Below are 16,157 nucleotides of genomic sequence, written 5' to 3' on the forward strand. Positions count from 1 at the left end.
CCTCGCTCGCTGGTGATGCCGGTGTCTTCCCTGAGCCGCACCGCAGATGCACTCGAAGCTTTTGCCGAGCTCGCCGAAGCGCAGAACAGCGAGGGAAAGCTGAAGGCCGGATGTGTCCCCGCTGTTGCCAAGTGACCCAGGCGTGAGGCGCTGTTGACGTATGCGGCTGACTGCCCGAACGTGAACCTCGCCTTCGAGCGGGCGACTGAGACAGCCTCCGGCCATCGGACTGCAGAGCTCAACCGGCCTTGGACGGCGGGGGAGGGCGGAGGCAGACCCATACCCTCTTGCCATTTCCGTCCCTGTTCGGCCAGAACGACCATTGGTCGGCGAGAGAGGCCACCAGTCCAAGTCCGCGGCCGGATTGCGCTGATGGCGCCGGGTCGCGTGGTGTGGGTTGGGCGGTGGAGTTGTCCTCGAGCTGGATGATGAGGGCGTTGCCAGGCCGCCATGTGAGGTCGAGGCAGATGTGCTCGGGGTGGCCCTCGGATTTCGTGCGGCCGTGGACGACGGCGTTGGTGGCCAGTTCGCTGCAGATCAGGACGGCGTTGTCCTCGAGTTCGGCGCAGCCCCATTCGTCGAGCTTGGCGGCGGCGAAGCGGCGGGCCGCGCTGGCGGCTCTCATGTCGCTGGGGATCTCCACGCAGGCCGACACCGTTGTGGGGTCTTGGGTGAGCGAAGCCGTGACGTGTCGTGACGCCTCAGGTTCCAAAAGTGCTGTGTGACGGTTCATGTGCGGGCCCTCCACGCACCTGCCGATGGCTTCGGGTCCGGGAGCGACGACCGGGATGCAAGATGAGCACCGACGCTGGGACGACCCTGGCGGACGGCGGAACCGCCGCCCACCCGCCGGATCCTGCGAGAGCAGGCCCGGCCCATCATTCCATGATGCGGAATTTCTATTCCATAAATGTAGAAAACGCTGCTTGCTTCGTCAATAGTCATCAGTCGCTCGACGTGTATGAGGGCAGATTCCGGAGGTTCCTCCGGTTTCAGTTCCAGTTCCGGCTCGGCGCATCCGTCTCCCTCGTCCGGCGCGTACACGGCCCGCGGATCTTCACGTCCAGGCCGCAGAACGCGGCGAAGCCGTCGAAAGTCGGACTGGGCGAGTTCCCCGGCCTGTGGGCATGCCGCAGGACGGGTCGCGCGGCATGCCCTGATTCATCGGCTCTGTCGGACGGAACGTGGGGGGAGGTGTGCCTCGCTGTCGATGCCGTCGAAGGCGTCGACGTGTGCGGTGGGGATGTGGCTCTCGTTGGCCTCGCTGCCGCGTCCGAAGTGGTTCAGGAGCAGGTTGAGGAGGACGGCGACGAGGCATCCGGCCGTGATGCCGGATCCCAGGACCATGGCGGCGGGGGCGGGGAGGCGGTCGTAGAAGTCGGTTGATGCGACGGGGATGAGGCCGAAGGCAAGGGCGACGGACACGATGATGCCGTTGTGCCCGGTGGCCAGGGAGGCCTTGGCGAGGGTCCGGATTCCGGCGACGGTGATCGAGCCGAAGAAGACGACTGCCGCCCCGCCGAGTACGGGCAGCGGCACGAGCGCGACCAGGGAGCCCAGGGCCGGCACGAGGCCCATGAGGACCAGGACGGCACCGCACAGGGTGACCGCGTACCGGCTGCGGATGCGGCTGATCGCAACCAGGCCGACGTTTTGGGCGTATGAGCAGCTCACGAAGGCTCCCAGGGCACCGCCGAGCGCGGTGCCCAGTCCCTGGGCGCGCAGGCTCCCCGCGATGACGCGGTCGTCGACCGGCTTGTCGACGACCGATCCCACCGCGATCAAGGACGCGGTGGACTCCGTCATGGAGACGAGCATGACGACGAGCATGGTGGCGATGACCGGCGCCTCGAACTGCGGGGCGCCGAAGGCGAACGGCTCGGGGAGTGCGAACAGCGGTGCCTGGGAGAGGTGGTGGAAGTCGACCTTGCCCATCGGCACCGCGGCGGCCGTGCCGGCGATGAGACCGAGCAGGATCGCCACCCGTTGCAGGAAACGTCCGCTGAGGAGCCGGTGGAGGAGGAGCGTGAGCGCGAGGGTTCCGGCTGCGAGCGCAAGGTTGGACGGTGAGCCGTACCCGGAGGAAGCGGGGTCGCCGCCCCGGGCCCACTGCCCGGCCACCGGCAGCAGCGAGAGGCCGACCAGCGTGATGACGGAACCGCTGACGACGGGCGGGAAGAAGCGCAGGAGCCGGCAGAACGCCGGAGCCAGGAGGAAGCAGACGGCCCCGGCGACGAGGGTGGCGCCGAACACCAGGGGCAGGGTGTCCTGCCCCCGTGAGGCGGAAGCGGCCAGGACAGGGGAAACCACCGCGAACGACACGCCGTTGGTGATGGGCAGCGCCGCCCCGACACCCCAGAAGCGCAAGGTCTGGGCGACGGTGGCCAGACCCGCGACGACCAGGCTCGCGGCTAGCAGAACGGTGAGCTGCGCCGCGGTCAGGCCGAGCGCGCCGCCGATGATCAACGGAGGTGCCGCGAGGCCCGCGTACATGCTGGCCACGTGCTGCAGGGCAGCGGGGATCATCCGCCGCATGGGCAGCACTTCGTCCGCGGGATGAACGGGGAGGGCGGGGTGGGACGGGTCGGAGCGGTCGTGCATGAAGAGCGTAGGGGCGCGCATGGGGACAAGTCCCTCCGAGAGACCGACCGCCCGGCCGGCGCACGGCGGGGACGGTTGAGAGCGAAGCACGGCCGGACGAGCCGGACAGGTGGACGGACCTGCCCGGAGGGATGCGGAAATCGTGCCGGATTCCCGTGGTGCGGGAGCAGGGACACGATTTCCTTATTGCGGAATTTACTTTCCACTGTGGACGGCCTTGACCTTACGAACGGGCCTCCCGGTCGTCAACTCCTCCAGGCAGGCCATTTGATTCCTGAGATTCTTTGGAGGTACACACAATCGCGACCCGCAGGGGCGATCAACGCGCGTCAACTGGCTTCCCCCAGCGCCCGCGCAATCCGCAGGCCTTGGCCGGGGCGGCCGCGGCCCCTACGGTGTCCCGCTATGCCATCCCAAGACGATCTCCACAGCCTCTCCGAGGGTGAAAACGCCGCCTATCCCCCGTTCGATCCCCGCCTCGCCGTCCGCGTGCGCGAGCAGCTCGGACTCACGCGCGGCCAGGTCGCCTGGGCCGTCTCGGCCTTCCGGGGACACCCCCTGCACCCCGATGTGCTCCTGGCCTGGGAGCGGGGCACGGAGGTGCCGACGACCCGTCAGATCGACGCACTGGCAGCCGCGTTGTGGTGTTCACCGGGTGATCTGCTGGGCGAGCCGGCCACGCTCCTGCAGTGCCGGACGCTCCTCGGGCTGACGGTGGAGCAGGTCGCCACGATGGTCGGCATGACCCGCGACCGCTACGCCGAGGCGGAACGGCGCAACCGATGGCGCGGGTCCGGACGTCAGACCCAGGCGCTGTTCGAGGTCCTGCGGCCGCCGCCCGCCTGCTTCGTCGACGCGTGCGGCAGGGCGGGGCAGCTGCGCGTGCTGCTGCGCGAGGCGGTCACCGGGTGGTGGCCGAACTACGTACGGCCCGTCGCGAAGATCGTCCCCGTGGCGCCGGCCGAGATCCGCGGCGCCCTGGAACAGCTCCACCTGGCCTACCAGCGGATCGACAACCACGGTCGGACCGGAGCTGGCGCCGAGGCGGTCGAGCGCGAGGCGCTGGCTTTCCTCGACCGGGTCGACGAGCAGCTGTGGCGGCGGCTGCGCACCCAGGAAGCCTGACGCCCCCACAAGCCTCCCGGGCGGCAGGTCTTGACACAGTCGCCTTCACGTGGCGCACTGGAACCACCCAGCCATACGGAAGCTGCTTTCCGCATCGTGGATGATCCGTTGATGCAGTCTTCGGCAGGGAAAATCGGGGCTCGCTCACCCCGCGACACCCCGGCTCGGGCAACTCCCACGTTCCCCGTTCCTCAGGGCACTTCCATGCCCTCGGGCCCTCCTGCCGCCCGCTCGACTGCGTCATCGAACCAGTCCACACGGCCCTCCGAGGCATCGGCCGCTCCTCAGCGCGCCCCTTCCCGGCGACCGCCGTGCCACAGCAGCCCAGGAGGTACCTCCCGTGTCGCCCACCGCCATCCCCAGCCCCGCCCCGGCCCCCGCGCCGGACCCGGCCACGGACCCCGCCGCGAAGCATCCCGTCGACCAGACCCTGCCGTTCGGAAAGCTCCTCGGCGCCGGTCTCCAGCACGTGGCGGCCATGTACGCCGGTGTCGTCGCACCGCCTCTGATCGTCGGCATCGGCGTGGGACTGAGCACAGCAGAGATCGCGTTCCTGATGGGCGCCAGCCTATTCACCGCCGGTATTGCCACCCTGCTGCAGACCATCGGCTTCTGGAAGGTCGGCGCGCGTCTCCCCTTCGTCAACGGCGTCTCCTTCGCCGGCGTGGCCCCGATGCTGGCCATCGCCAAGGCCGAGGGCCCCGATGACGCACTGCCCGTGATCTACGGCGCCGTGATCGTGGCCGGAGTGTTCGGCTTCCTGCTCGCCCCCTGGTTCTGCAAACTCATCCGGTTCTTCCCGCCCGTCGTCACCGGCACAGTCATCACCCTCATCGGTGTGTCCCTGCTGCCCGTCGCCTTCAACTGGGCGCAGGGCGGCAACCCGCAGGCCGCGGACTACGGAGACATCAAATACATCGGCCTCGCCGCCGCGACCCTCCTGATCACCGTGGTACTCCGCAGAGTGCTGAGCGGCTTCCTCAAGCAGATCTCCATCCTGCTCGGGCTCGTCGCCGGCACCCTGATCGCCCTGCCCCTCGGCCTCGCGGACTTCAGCGCCGTCACCGATGCCGACATCATCGGCTTCCCCGCGCCCTTCCACTTCGGCGCCCCGCAATTCGCCGCCGCAGCCATCATCTCCATGATCATCGTGATGATCGTCTCCATGACCGAGAGCACAGCCGACGTGCTCGCCCTCGGCCAGATCGTCGACAAGCCCGCAGACGAGAAGACCCTCGCCGCAGCACTGCGCGCAGACGGCCTGGGCACCGCGCTGAGCCCGTTCTTCAACGGCTTCGCCGCCAGCGCCTTCGCACAGAACGTCGGCCTGGTCGCCATCACCAAGGTCCGCAGCCGCTACGTCGTGGCCGCGGCCGGCGGCATCCTCATCCTGCTGGGCCTGTGCCCGTTCCTCGCCTCAGTCGTCGCCCTGGTCCCTCAGCCCGTCCTCGGTGGCGTCGGCCTCGCCCTGTTCGGCACCGTGGCCGCCAGCGGAATCCAGACCCTCACCCAGGCCGGCCTCGACCGCGGCGACAACATCCTCATCGTGGCCATCAGCCTCGGCATCGGCGTCATCCCCATGGCCAGCCCGAACTTCTACCACGCCTTCCCCGAGAGCGTGCGCATCGTCCTCGACTCCGGCATCAGCACCGGCTGCGTCGTCGCCGTACTGCTCAACCTCGCCTTCAACCACATCGGCCGCGGCAGTCAGAGTGACACCGCCGACACGGCCACCACGCTGCATGGCACCACCCCGCAAACAGTGCCGGCTGCGGCCGCACAAGTGCACTGACCGCGGACAGCGGGTGGGGGATGCGCTCCCTGGAGGGAGGCGCACACCCCACTCGTGTGTTCAGGGGGAGTGCGGCCAGGGCGGGCAGCGTCGCAAGCCGGACGGTCGGCAAGGCCCTCCTCACCCAGCTCGGACCCGGCGAACGCCGCGACCACATCCAACGCCACCGCATGGATCGCTTCACCCCCCTCCCGCACCATCGCCAGCGGGTCTGTCAATCGAACGAACGGTGTATGCGGGGTGTTTGGCGCTACTGACGGGCTGCGCTGAGTCGGCCGTCGAAGGTGATGTCGAAGGCGTTGAGAGCGGTCTTCCAGCGCATGGTCCAGCGGGCCTGGCCCTTGCCGGTGGGGTCCAGCGACATGATGTGCTTGGCCACGATCTTCGGCTCGAACGAGCCGTCACGGTCGCGGGGCACGGATATCTCCACCGGTCCGACGTCCGTCAGCACGGTCTTGGCCCGGGTCCCGTTGCGGCTGTTGCCGCCGTTCTTCCCCGCCGGATCTGTTTGTCATAGCCGAGGTGGTCGGTGATCTCGCCCTCGAGGGCGGACTCCAGTAGCCGCTTCGTCAGCTGCTGCAGCAGCCCGCCCTCGCCAGTCAGCTGCAGACCCTCAGCTTGGGCACGGGACACCAGCTCGTCGATCAGCCCGTCGTCCACCCGCCTTCGCCGGCCGCGGCTCAGCCGCTTCGCCATCGGACTCGGTCACGTTGTCACTGGTCATCGATGCATCTTCCTTGATCAGGAGTTACACCGAACGAATTACAGTCCCGGCAGTGATCACACCGGAAAACCTCGTCGCTGTCCATGTAGGGCGCAGCATGCCTCCTTCTTTGAACAGGAATCCGCGCAGGCTCGACTCCGGCCTCTCCTCAGCCGGATGGCGAGGCACCGCAGGAGGGTGGAAGCCCAGTCGTCCGTGGTGAACGGCGCCTCTTCCACATGTGCCGGGTCAACCAGGTACGGCCCATTCCCATGACGGAAGTGACCACGCTCGAGGGGTAGATGTGCGTTCCGGTGTGCACCGAGGGAAGCAGCGCGACGACGCCGTGTGAGGTGCGCAGTTCCTCGCCCGCGCCAAGGGGAATCTCATGCGCCGTCAGCCTGGAGGGCTCGCACTCGTTCCTGTCTCCGAGGGCGACTCGGACTGCCGGGGCCCCCGATGGGGCGGGCAGGACTCCCCGTACGTGCTGGTCTTCCAGCAGTGGTGCGTAGACATAGTCCAGCAGGAGGCTGGCCACTTCCATTTGAAGGTCTTAGATCTCGTGGTCGTCATTGCTCAGCGGGTCACCCATTCACCTGGTGTGGGCACTTCAGCATGCCGTTGCTGTATGCGGTGATCACGCCGACCACGTGCCCAGGGCCGCCTCGTATCCTCCGACTGCCGTCTTGCGTGCGTACCGCACCTTGACGACGAGCTTCACTCGTCCGTACGCCCGGTTCGACGGCTTTCCTCGTGTCTGACGAACGCCGAGGTCCACCGCTGACGGACGATCACCAGCCCCGGGACCTGCAACTTCAGTTTGAAACGCGCTCAGTGAGACATTGATCTGTACTTGGCGGAATCGATTCTTGGTTGGCGAGCCGCGATCTGGTCACCGTGGGGTGAGCCCGTGTAGGACAGGCACATTGGGGCGCGAGCATGAGGCTCTGGTTACCAATTGATCAGCATGACGCCGCCGCTGGCGCCGCTGGCCAGGCCGAAGACCGCTGTCTTCGTGCCCGGGTCCAGGCGGCCCTGTTCTCTGGCCAGGGTGAACTGGAGGGGGAGTGTTGCGGCGCCCATGTTGCCGGTGCGGTGGAAGGTAGGTACGACAGCGCCCGCCTGGATGCCCAGGCGTTCACAGATCATGCGGACGAAGGGGACGAGGGCTGGTGGACGCAGGCCAAAGGAAGGTCTCTGGGATCAGTCTGCTGCTCCTTCAGCCACTGCCTGGCCTGAGTGTCCAGACCGAGGAAGGAGGCGAGCAGCTGCTCGGAGTCGATGTGAAGTCCGGCCGGCTGGCCCGGAGCCTGGGCAAGGCTGCGAGCTGCGCGCGACCAGCACGGCGCCACGCTCGCCGGTATCGGCTGTGCGACCGGCATCTCGCCGAGCACGCTGTCGCGGATCGAGACCGGCCGACGCAAGCCCACCCTGGAGGTGGTGCTGCAGTTGGCGAAGGAGTACGGCGTCTCCCTCGACGCGCTGGCCGGTACCGCACCCGCCCCGGTGGCCGAGCCGCGCACCTCGGCGCCGCTGAGCTTCGGCGACGACAAGGCGGTTCTGCCGCTCACCCGGTACGTCGGCGGCTTGCACGCCCACAAGCACGTACTGCCCGCCGTCGAGGATCCGCCCGCGCGGCCCGGGCAGGTCTCCCACGAGGGCTACGAGTGGCTGTGCGTTCTGTACGGGCGGCTCTGGCTCGCTGGGCAAGCAGGATCTTGTCCTGGCCGCCGGGGATGTCGCCGAGTTCGACACCCGCACCCCGCACGGGCTGGCGAACGCCGGCCCCGGCGGGCCGGTCGAGTACCTGATCTTGTTCGGGCCGCAGGGCGAACGACTGCGGCCGCGGACCACTGGCCCCCGGTAGCCCGACAACCCCCGTGACCGATCCAGACCCGGTACCGGTCAGCGACGGGCAGCGGCCGCAGGCCACCAGGCATCTTCGGCAGCCCATGCCCCGACCCTTGACCTGCGACCCGGCCGCAGCACTGCAACGACCTTCAACACTGCAGGACTGGGTCAGCGCTCACTGTTCGAGGCCGCGGAACCCGACACCAGCGGCCTGAACTGCTGGCCGCGTGTGGCTGGTGGGCTGACTGGACCGGGTGCGAGCGAGCGGCGTGGCGCTCTGGCGCCCTGCACCTGGCAGGCAGTGCCCGGCGTGCTCATACAGGGAGTCGTCCGGCACCGCTCGCGGCCTGGCGGGTGGGCGACCGGTTCGGGGCCCCGTCCCGGCTGCGGATGCCGGCCTCGGGCGGTGGTCGTGGACGGCATCCCCGGGCCGGCCCCCGTTGGCTTACGAGGCTGTCGGGCCGCCGGTGGCGATGATCCGGCGCATGGATGCGCAGGCGTGCTGGTAGCTGCGGTTGGGTCCGAGCCAGCCCTCCCAGTCGAGTCCTCGCTGTCGGTGGCGCTGGTGAGGGCGTCAGAGGTTCCTCTCCCAGCGGTGGAGCCACTCCGCTTCCGCCGTCCAGCTGTGGCTGCTCGAGTGGTCGCGCACGACCAGCTGCACTACCCGCCCATGCGTCAGCTCTCCCGCGAGGACCCAGGAGACAGCGACTTCGGCCGCCTGCTTGCTGCTGAAATCGAACGACGAAGCCGGTGATGACGGGACCGGATTGCCGGGGCAGCGCCCCGGAAACTCTCTTTTCGTCCTCTTGACGATATGGGCATGTCTCGTTATCGTCGCATTGACGAAATGAAGGGGGTTTGCCATGGCCGACATCACCCGGCGCTTCGGCTGGCGTCATCTGCGCTCCGCGCCCACCGCCCACATCCGCCACCACAAGCGCGGCCGACTTGTCCACGACGGGCGGGGGCTCAGTTTCTGGTACCGGTCGCTGTCGGCGGCGCTTTCCGAAGTGCCGGTCGACGACCGGGAACTGGCCATGGCGTTCCACGCCCGTACGTCCGACTTCCAGGACGTCGCCGTGCAGGCCACCGTCACCTACCGGATCAGCGACCCGGCCGAAGCCGCGGACCGACTCGACTTCTCCGTCGACCCGGACACCGGGAGCTGGCGCGGCGCCCCCCTGGAGCAGATCGCCACTCTCCTGACCGAGACCGCGCAGCAGCACACGCTGGACGTACTGGCCCGGACTCCGCTGGCCGTCGCCCTGGTGGACGGCGTCGCCTCCGTGCGGGGGAGCGTCGCCGCCGGTCTCGCTGCCGAGCCCAGGCTCCCGGCCACCGGCATCGATGTGGTGACCGTGCGGGTCGTGGCGATCCGCCCCGAGGCCGAGGTGGAGCGCGCCCTGCGCACCCCGGCCCGCGAGCAGATTCAGCAGGAGGCGGACCGGGCCACCTACGAACGGCGGGCCGTCGCCGTCGAGCGTGAACGTGCCATCGCCGAGAACGAGCTGGCCAGTCAGATCGAACTGGCGCGACGCGAGGAGCAGCTGATCGACCAGCGCGGCACCAACGCCCGCCGCGAGGCCGAGGAGAAGGCGGCGGCGGACGGCATACGGACCGAGACCGAGGCGGCCCGCAAGGTCCGCCTGGCCCGCGCGGACGCCGAGGCGGCGCGCGAGACAGGCGCGGCGCGCGCCGAGGTTCAGGCTGCCTGGCTGCGCGTGCACGACGAAGCCGACACGGGCACGCTGCACGCCCTGGCGGCAACCCGGCTGGCGGAGAACCTGCCGCGGATCGAGAGCGTCACGCTCTCTCCCGACGTCCTCACCGGACTCCTTACCAGGCTCGGACGTCCGGAAGGCGGAGCGGGCGCGTGAGCCTGGCCCCGCGGGCGGTGCTCGTGCACCGCAGGACCGAGTACGAGGAGCTGCTCGCCCGGCACGGGACGCACGGACAGGCCGCGTTCTTCCTTTCCAGCCGGGGCCGGTCGATCGACGAGGTGGTCCGCCGCCACGAGCGCACGCGGCAGGCGCTGCGGGAGGTGGCGGCGGCGGTGCCGCTCACCTGGCGCAGCTCCCGGGTGGAGCGGGCGGACCTGGACCGCTTCCTGTTCGCCCCGGAGGACGTGGTGGTCGTGGTCGGCCAGGACGGCCTGGTCGCCAACACCGCGAAGTATCTGCGTGGACAGCCGGTAGTGGGCATCGACACCGACCCGGGGCGCAACCCGGGGGTCCTGGTCCGTCACCGCTTCGCCGACGCGGCCGCCCTGCTGCGTGCGGCGACCGCCGCCGGGGGCCGGGCAGAGGAGCTGACCATGGTCGAGGCCGTCGCCGACGACACCCAGCGCCTCCTCGCGCTGAACGAGATCTATCTGGGTTCGCCCGGTCACCAGACGGCCCGCTACCGCCTGGGCTCCGACGGCGAGAAGGGCCCGGGCGAGGCCCAGGCATCCTCCGGGGTGCTGGTGGGCACCGGCACGGGCGCCACCGGCTGGCTGCGTTCCCTGTGGCTGGAGCGCGGCAGCCCCGCGGGGCTGCCCGCACCCTGCGACCGGCGGCTCCTGTGGTTCGTGCGCGAGGCCTGGCCCTCCCCGACGACCGGAACGACGAAGGTCGCCGGTGAGCTGGGGAGGGGGCAGGGGCTGCAGCTGACCGTGGAGTCGGACCGGATGGTGGTCTTCGGCGACGGAATGGAGAGCGACGCACTAGAGCTGACCTGGGGCCAGAGCGTCCGGCTGGGCATCGCGGGAACGTCGCTGCACCTGGTGACGTGAGCGCCCTGCCCGACCGGCTGTCGCCACTACAGACCCACAGGAGGACGTGATCGGCGCAGGACGCATGCAGAGGATTGGCGAGAGCGACGGCACGCATGGCGTCGCCCAGCACCTGAACCGCCTGACAGCCGACACCTCCTGAAAGCAGACCTCGGGTAGTGCCCTGGTGGGCCGCCTTGTGGACGCGACCCTCCACTTCCTGAAGACGCCGCCCGCGCCGCTGGGTTTGTTCATGAGAACGGGGTTCTGGCACAGATCTTGGGGAGTCGTCGCGGAGTGTCACGTCGATGTTCGATTGAAAGGAGACGGGTCCGAGTGAAGCGGCGTACGCCCTACTGCCTATCGGTCGGGAGTGACGCTGCGACCCTCATCTCAAGGGTCTTTCGAACCATTGAGGCTCGGTCATCGCTCATTGCGGTGTGAACGGTCACGATTGAGGCGACAGCCCCAATCTGGACCGATCCAACGATCCGCAGCCGTGCGAGCTCGCAGAGTCCGTAGAACCGCCGGACGGTCAGCGGTGTCGACAGGCCACGGGTGCGGTAGCGCCGGGAGTGGATCAGGGAGATTTCGTCGATGAAGCTGCCAACGATCTGCGGGGGCTTGTCGACCGAGACGTGGGGGAGATCGGTCCCTCCGCAGGCGGCGAAGGCGGGATCGACCCGGGTGGGTTCCTGCGGCATACCGCCAGTGATGCCGGCGTTGTTGACCAGCACGTCGAGGCGTCCGGCCTGTTCCTCGATCAGTCGTGCGGCGGCGGTCACGCTCGCGCCGTCGGTCACGTCCAGTGGGAGGCCGAACGCGTCGACGCCGGCCGCGCGCAGTCTCGCCATAGCGGTCGTACGGCGCTGATCGTCGCGGGCGCCGACGCCGATGCTCTAGCCGAGGGCGCCGAGGCCTGCGGCGGTCTCGTACCCGATTCCTTTGTTCGCGCCGGTGACCAGCGCAATCGTTCCGTGGCGTCCCGGCGTTGGCGATCGCGATGGTCACGGGCTCGCGTGGAGGTGGTTGCGTTCGCCGTTGGGGTCGAGGATGCACAGGACCTCGGCGGGCCCGGCTCATGCACGCACACCGACACGCCCGCGACTGTGAACGGCTCGTCCAGCACTCCGAAGCCCTCATCACCTGGGCCGCCATCACCCTCATGACCCGCCGTATCACCCAGAAGAAGAAGCTCAGCGCCTCCACCCTCGTCAAGGCTGCCTGAGCCCAGCACCTCCGGCCAGGTCGACCGACAGAGCTGATGGAGCCCGCAGGAACGGATCAGAAGGCTCACTCCGACATGTGGCGGGGCACCGCCTGAGACCGTCTGACTGATGGTTTCAGAATGAGGTCCGGAGGCGGCGAAGGCATCTGAGGCTGCAGGCCAGTTCGCGCAGGCCCTGGTGCAGATCCGCGCGTCGTTCGTAGCGGATACGGAGCCGCTTGAACTGGCGCAGCCAGGCGAAGGCGCGTTCGACGACCCAGCGCTCCTTGCCCAGTCCGGAGCCGTGTACGACGCCGCGTCGGGCGATCATCGGCTTGATGCCACGCTTCCACAGCAGGGCCGGTACTTGTCGAAGTCGTAGCCCCGATCGGCATACAGGCGCCGGGGCTTGCAGCGGGGGCGTCCTCGCAGGCCCCGAATCGCTGGGACGGCGTCCAGCAGCGGCAGCAACTGGGCGGCCTGCCCCGATCGGGTGAACCGTCCGGGGGCTCGCCCGCACCTCGCTCGCCCGCCCTGCCGGACGGATAGCGTTTCATCCTGTCTGTACACAAATGAGGCAGGTGTGGCATGACCCAGGTCCTTGAGTATGAGAGCAACGCCATCGTCGAGCTGCTGGGCGTTCTCCCGGCGGACCGCGATGCGGAGTGGCTGAAGAACTCCCTTCAGCAGGCGATCATGGTGGAGATCGCGACCATCGGTCCGTACGCGAGTGCCCTGTGGTCGATCAAAGAATCGAACACGGCGGTTGCCAAGAACATCCGGGAGATCATCTTCGATGAGATGACCCATATGGGACTGGTGTGCAACATGCTCACCACCATCGGAGGGACGCCGGTCCTCGCCGATCCCAAGGTGGTGCCGAAGTACGAGCACGCGCTGCCGGGGGGCGTGCGGCCCGAACTCATCGTCTTCCTGGAGGGGCTGACCAAGGACTCGGTCGAGATGTTCTCCGAGATCGAGCGCCCGGATCACCCGGTCGCCCAGTTCGGGACCTTCGCCACCATCGGGGCCTTCTATACCGCGATCGAAGAGGCCTTCGAGGTGCACCAGCACCTGATCAGCGGCGACCGGCAGATCGACTTCTCCCTTGAGAACCACGGCCAGGGCAACAAGATCGTTCCACTCGACAGCATCGAGAAGGTGCGAGCCGCGATCGAGATCATCAAGGAGCAGGGCGAGGGCACCTCCGCCTCACCCGAGAACCCCTTCCCCGGAAAGCCCGGCGAGCTGGCGCACTTCTATGTGTTCCGGGAGATGTTCCGCGGCAAGAAGCTGATCAAGGTGTCGGAGAATCCGGCCGTCTGGGACTTCAAGGGCGACGATGTCCCGCTGCCTCCGGCCTTCCCCATGGGGCGGGTGCCCGAGGGCGGTTGGGCAAACGGCGGGCTGAACGCGCCCACGCCCGAGGTTCAGCAGGTGCTCGCAGCGTTCAACACGCATTTCAGCGCCATGTTGCGGGCGCTGGAGGCAGCCTGGCTGACGGGTGACTCGGACATGCTGTTCCCGGCGATCGGCCACATGGGCGGGATGCGCACCGAGGCGCGGAAGCTCGTTCAGCTGGAGCTGCCCGACGGCAGCGGGAAGACCTACGGGCCGGAGTTCCTGTACGCCGAGGAGTGAGAGCTGGAAACCCAGATGAAGGAGAGCCAGCGGCAGGGCGGCGCGGCCACCCTGAACGTCTACACCGTATCCGGCAACGGGCTCCTCGGCTGGACGGCAAGCCCCCACCTCTACAGCACCAACCCGTCCGGGGACGGGGTCGTGCTGTCGTTCACGACGCTGCCCGGCGGCACCGCCACCGAGGACGGAGACGGCGCCATGCCGTGATCCACAATCGTGAGATCAGCGATGCGTGGGGAGGGCCGCAGCAGCCGCGCTGGCTGTGGCGGCGTTGGCGGGGGTGGCGGCGTGCTCCGGTGGCTCGGAGGAAGCCGCGAGGCGGAGGCTTCCGCTTCGGCGCCTCCGGTGCGGACCGTGGCCGCTGCGAAGGCCACGCATCTGGACCCAGCACTTTCAGCTGCGACAGCGAGTCCCAGACGTTCGAGTGGGGCGAGGACGTCGGTTAGTGGATCGACGTCACCTCCATCTTCGACTCGACGAGCTGGAGGGGAGTGGCACTGGACCCGAACAACACCTCCCTCGACTACTTCGGGCGTGCTGAAGGCGTCGGGGGAGGGCACTTGCCGCAGTTCAAGGTCATGTACGTGAAGTGAATCGGGGTTGATCGCCAGCAGTTGCCGGGAGTCACGGGCCCATGCCCGCGCCCCCTGGCCTGCCGGGTGTTCGCGACCGGGACTACTGCTTGTTCGTCGTTTTGTCCGCCAGGTCTTCCTGGAAGGGCTTCTCGCACGCGGGCCCGGTGTCGTTGGCGATGAAGCTGTCCACATCCGTCCCATCCGCCCGGCCCTGGGGGTGGTGCCACGCCCTGATGTTCCAGCCGCCTGTGTCGAACGCCTTGGTGACCGACTGTCGATCGTAGGAACTCCCGCTCTCCTTCCAGCCCCCGTTGACCAGGGCGGCGACCGTGGTGTCGTAGGACTTCCTCGAGTCGGTGGCTTTCGCGCCGTCCGCCTGCCACCTGACCGTGCAGGACTTGAGGCCCGGCGGGACGTCGTCCGCGGGCTGCCTCGCGGTGAAGCCGGCCGCCGTGGCGGCGGCCTCTATTTCCTTCCTCACCGCCTCGACGTCCAGGCTGCCGCCCGAACCTGCCTTCGCCGGGGCGGAGCCGCTGGCTGACGGTGCGTCACCGCCATGTCCCTGAGGCGAATCGCCTTCACTGCCGCATCCCGTGATCAACAGCACCGCAAGGCGACCGCGGCCGCCCACCTCACCTTGCGCACGATGACGCATCCCCGTTCACGTCCGCGGACCCGTGCCCGCGATCAAGGCAGCAGTCTGCCACCGGCGCACGCCGGCGCGAACTGTGTTCGCTCACCGCCCGGATGACGGTGCGGCCGCGGCCCGTCAGGGCTGGGGGCGGAAGCTCCTGTGCGGCCGAGGAGCTCGGCCAGGCTCGGCGGGCGGCGGCCAGGACCACGCGGTCCTCGGCCTTGAGGACGTACCCCGGGGGCTGCCACACCGGGCTGCCCGAGATCTGATCACATCAGCCTTGGCGATGAGCTGACGGCCCGCAGGACCCGCGCCCGCGGTCGCCTACCGTCAGGGTGGCTGGGCGCGTTGGGCCTGTCGTTGTGCGGAGACGGCGTCTGCGCGTGCCATGGACAGGTGGGAGGCCCGGCTGCCTTGGTGTTCCACGAGCAGTGGGCGGGCGAGGGCACTGCAGATCTGCCCTTCGGTCGATGTCCCTGCCTGGGTGTGGGCCGCCAGTTCCTGCGGGTCTCCCAGACGGTATTGCCGACGGGGTCCGGCAGGATCACGGCTGGCGTGCGGCCTCCATCTGATCGGCCTGGTCAGCCGCTGAGCCGGCTGACGGTGGCCGCGACGGGGATCGGGATTTCGAAGTGGACCGTCCCGTAGCCGCCGTGTTCGCCCGTCGCGCGGGCGTCGCAGACCTCATCGGCAATGCTGCGCCAGAAGGCCTCCGCGCCCGGGATGTCGACGTTCGTGTGCAGATAGATCGCGTCGTAGCCGGGGACGCCGGCGGCGAATTCGCAGGCCGTCCTGACCATGGCGCGCGCCAGCCCGTGCCTGCGGTGGTCCGGGCGTACGTACACCCGCAGGAGTTGCGCCGTGCGGCCCGAGGGGTAGCGCTCGGTGAGCCAGCGCGGGTGCGGGGGGTGTGCAGGGCCCCGGGAGTTCAGCGCGGTGGTGCCGACCACTTCTTCGCCGAGGACGGCCACGACGAGGGTGTGGCGTGGGTGCTTGAGGTAGGTGCTGTCGATGTCGACGACGTCGTCGTGCCACTGGGGTACGTAGCCGTAGTCGAACTCCCGGTAGAAGGTGTCGAGCATGACGCTCCGCGCGCCGTGTGTGTCCTCGGGCCTGGCGTGCCGTACCACGTACGGCCCGGTCTCCTGCCCCTGCGTCAGGTCTCTCATGGCTCGGCGGCTCCCTTCCGGCACTCCGGTCTCGTGAGCGGCAGGCTACCGGAAATCCGCTCTATTGGAAATGAAAACGATTTCCGGTAACTTCCTCCTCGTTCGAT

11 protein-coding genes and 5 pseudogenes are annotated in these 16,157 nt (G+C 68.7%); 8 read left to right on the forward strand and 8 right to left on the reverse strand.

The features are described 5' to 3' along the window. Positions 1 to 238 precede the first annotated feature (238 nt). Together OHA89_RS37115 and OHA89_RS37120 are read right to left on the reverse strand one after the other, a co-directional pair. Positions 239 to 625 carry an ATP-binding protein gene (locus OHA89_RS37115; protein WP_406368059.1) on the reverse strand — a complete coding sequence of 129 codons (387 nt, stop codon included), beginning with the start codon at positions 623 to 625 and terminating at the stop codon, positions 239 to 241. 536 nt (positions 626 to 1,161) lie between these two features. Beyond that, the gene (locus OHA89_RS37120) at positions 1,162 to 2,622 is read right to left on the reverse strand and encodes a nucleobase:cation symporter-2 family protein (protein ID WP_406368060.1); all 1,461 of its coding nucleotides are present in this window, start codon (positions 2,620 to 2,622) and stop codon (positions 1,162 to 1,164) included. 384 nt (positions 2,623 to 3,006) lie between these two features. Between OHA89_RS37120 and OHA89_RS37125 the strand changes: the two genes are divergently transcribed. Together OHA89_RS37125 and OHA89_RS37130 are read left to right on the forward strand one after the other, a co-directional pair. Further along, complete coding sequence (locus OHA89_RS37125) at positions 3,007 to 3,726, forward strand: helix-turn-helix transcriptional regulator (RefSeq protein ID WP_266616368.1); 720 nt, start codon at positions 3,007 to 3,009, stop codon at positions 3,724 to 3,726. 355 nt (positions 3,727 to 4,081) lie between these two features. Then, positions 4,082 to 5,518 (forward strand): nucleobase:cation symporter-2 family protein, encoded by a 1,437-nt coding sequence (locus tag OHA89_RS37130; RefSeq protein WP_257559611.1) that lies wholly within the window; start codon positions 4,082 to 4,084, stop codon positions 5,516 to 5,518. 370 nt (positions 5,519 to 5,888) lie between these two features. Here OHA89_RS37130 and OHA89_RS37135 read toward each other — a convergent pair. Then, positions 5,889 to 6,214 (reverse strand): annotated as a pseudogene (locus OHA89_RS37135) (transposase); the annotation flags it as partial. A 958-nt stretch (positions 6,215 to 7,172) separates the two neighbouring features. After that, the gene (locus tag OHA89_RS37140; protein ID WP_406368061.1) at positions 7,173 to 7,370 is read right to left on the reverse strand and encodes a 3-oxoacyl-[acyl-carrier-protein] synthase III C-terminal domain-containing protein; all 198 of its coding nucleotides are present in this window, start codon (positions 7,368 to 7,370) and stop codon (positions 7,173 to 7,175) included. 171 nt (positions 7,371 to 7,541) lie between these two features. Here OHA89_RS37140 and OHA89_RS37145 point away from each other — a divergent pair. The 3 genes and pseudogenes from OHA89_RS37145 to OHA89_RS37155 all read left to right on the forward strand — a co-directional run bounded on the left by OHA89_RS37145 (position 7,542) and on the right by OHA89_RS37155 (position 10,845). After that, positions 7,542 to 8,088 (forward strand): annotated as a pseudogene (locus OHA89_RS37145) (helix-turn-helix domain-containing protein). 847 nt (positions 8,089 to 8,935) lie between these two features. Then, positions 8,936 to 9,949, forward strand: a complete 1,014-nt coding sequence (locus tag OHA89_RS37150) for an SPFH domain-containing protein (RefSeq protein WP_406368062.1) — start codon at positions 8,936 to 8,938, stop codon at positions 9,947 to 9,949. Continuing rightward, on the forward strand, positions 9,946 to 10,845 hold the full coding sequence (locus OHA89_RS37155) for a hypothetical protein (protein ID WP_266616364.1): 900 nt from the start codon (positions 9,946 to 9,948) through the stop codon (positions 10,843 to 10,845). Before OHA89_RS37150 ends, OHA89_RS37155 begins: the two co-directional genes overlap by 4 nt. Positions 10,846 to 11,495: 650 nt before the next feature. Here OHA89_RS37155 and OHA89_RS37160 read toward each other — a convergent pair. Continuing rightward, positions 11,496 to 11,789 (reverse strand): annotated as a pseudogene (locus tag OHA89_RS37160) (SDR family NAD(P)-dependent oxidoreductase); the annotation flags it as partial. 107 nt (positions 11,790 to 11,896) lie between these two features. Between OHA89_RS37160 and OHA89_RS37165 the strand changes: the two are divergent. Further along, positions 11,897 to 12,010, forward strand: a pseudogene (locus OHA89_RS37165) (IS5/IS1182 family transposase); the annotation flags it as partial. A gap of 157 nt (positions 12,011 to 12,167) precedes the next feature. Here the strand turns inward: OHA89_RS37165 and OHA89_RS37170 are convergent. Then, a pseudogene (locus tag OHA89_RS37170) lies at positions 12,168 to 12,505 on the reverse strand (transposase); the annotation flags it as partial. Positions 12,506 to 12,619: 114 nt separating this feature from the next. Between OHA89_RS37170 and OHA89_RS37175 the strand changes: the two are divergent. Together OHA89_RS37175 and OHA89_RS37180 are read left to right on the forward strand one after the other, a co-directional pair. Continuing rightward, entirely contained in the window at positions 12,620 to 13,672 is a 1,053-nt protein-coding gene (locus OHA89_RS37175) for a ferritin-like protein (RefSeq protein ID WP_406368063.1), read from the forward strand. Between the two features lie 15 nt (positions 13,673 to 13,687). Beyond that, on the forward strand, positions 13,688 to 13,879 hold the full coding sequence (locus OHA89_RS37180; RefSeq protein ID WP_406368064.1) for a hypothetical protein: 192 nt from the start codon (positions 13,688 to 13,690) through the stop codon (positions 13,877 to 13,879). A gap of 468 nt (positions 13,880 to 14,347) precedes the next feature. Here the strand turns inward: OHA89_RS37180 and OHA89_RS37185 are convergent, their stop codons facing one another. Further along, complete coding sequence (locus tag OHA89_RS37185; protein ID WP_406368065.1) at positions 14,348 to 14,728, reverse strand: hypothetical protein; 381 nt, start codon at positions 14,726 to 14,728, stop codon at positions 14,348 to 14,350. Positions 14,729 to 15,462: 734 nt separating this feature from the next. After that, positions 15,463 to 16,050: a GNAT family N-acetyltransferase gene (locus OHA89_RS37190; RefSeq protein ID WP_266616356.1), complete on the reverse strand. Its 588-nt coding sequence runs from the start codon at positions 16,048 to 16,050 to the stop codon at positions 15,463 to 15,465. Between the last annotated feature and the right edge of the window lie 107 nt (positions 16,051 to 16,157).

The sequence above is a fragment of the Streptomyces sp. NBC_01546 genome (assembly GCF_045208355.1).
Lineage (GTDB): Bacteria > Actinomycetota > Actinomycetes > Streptomycetales > Streptomycetaceae > Streptomyces.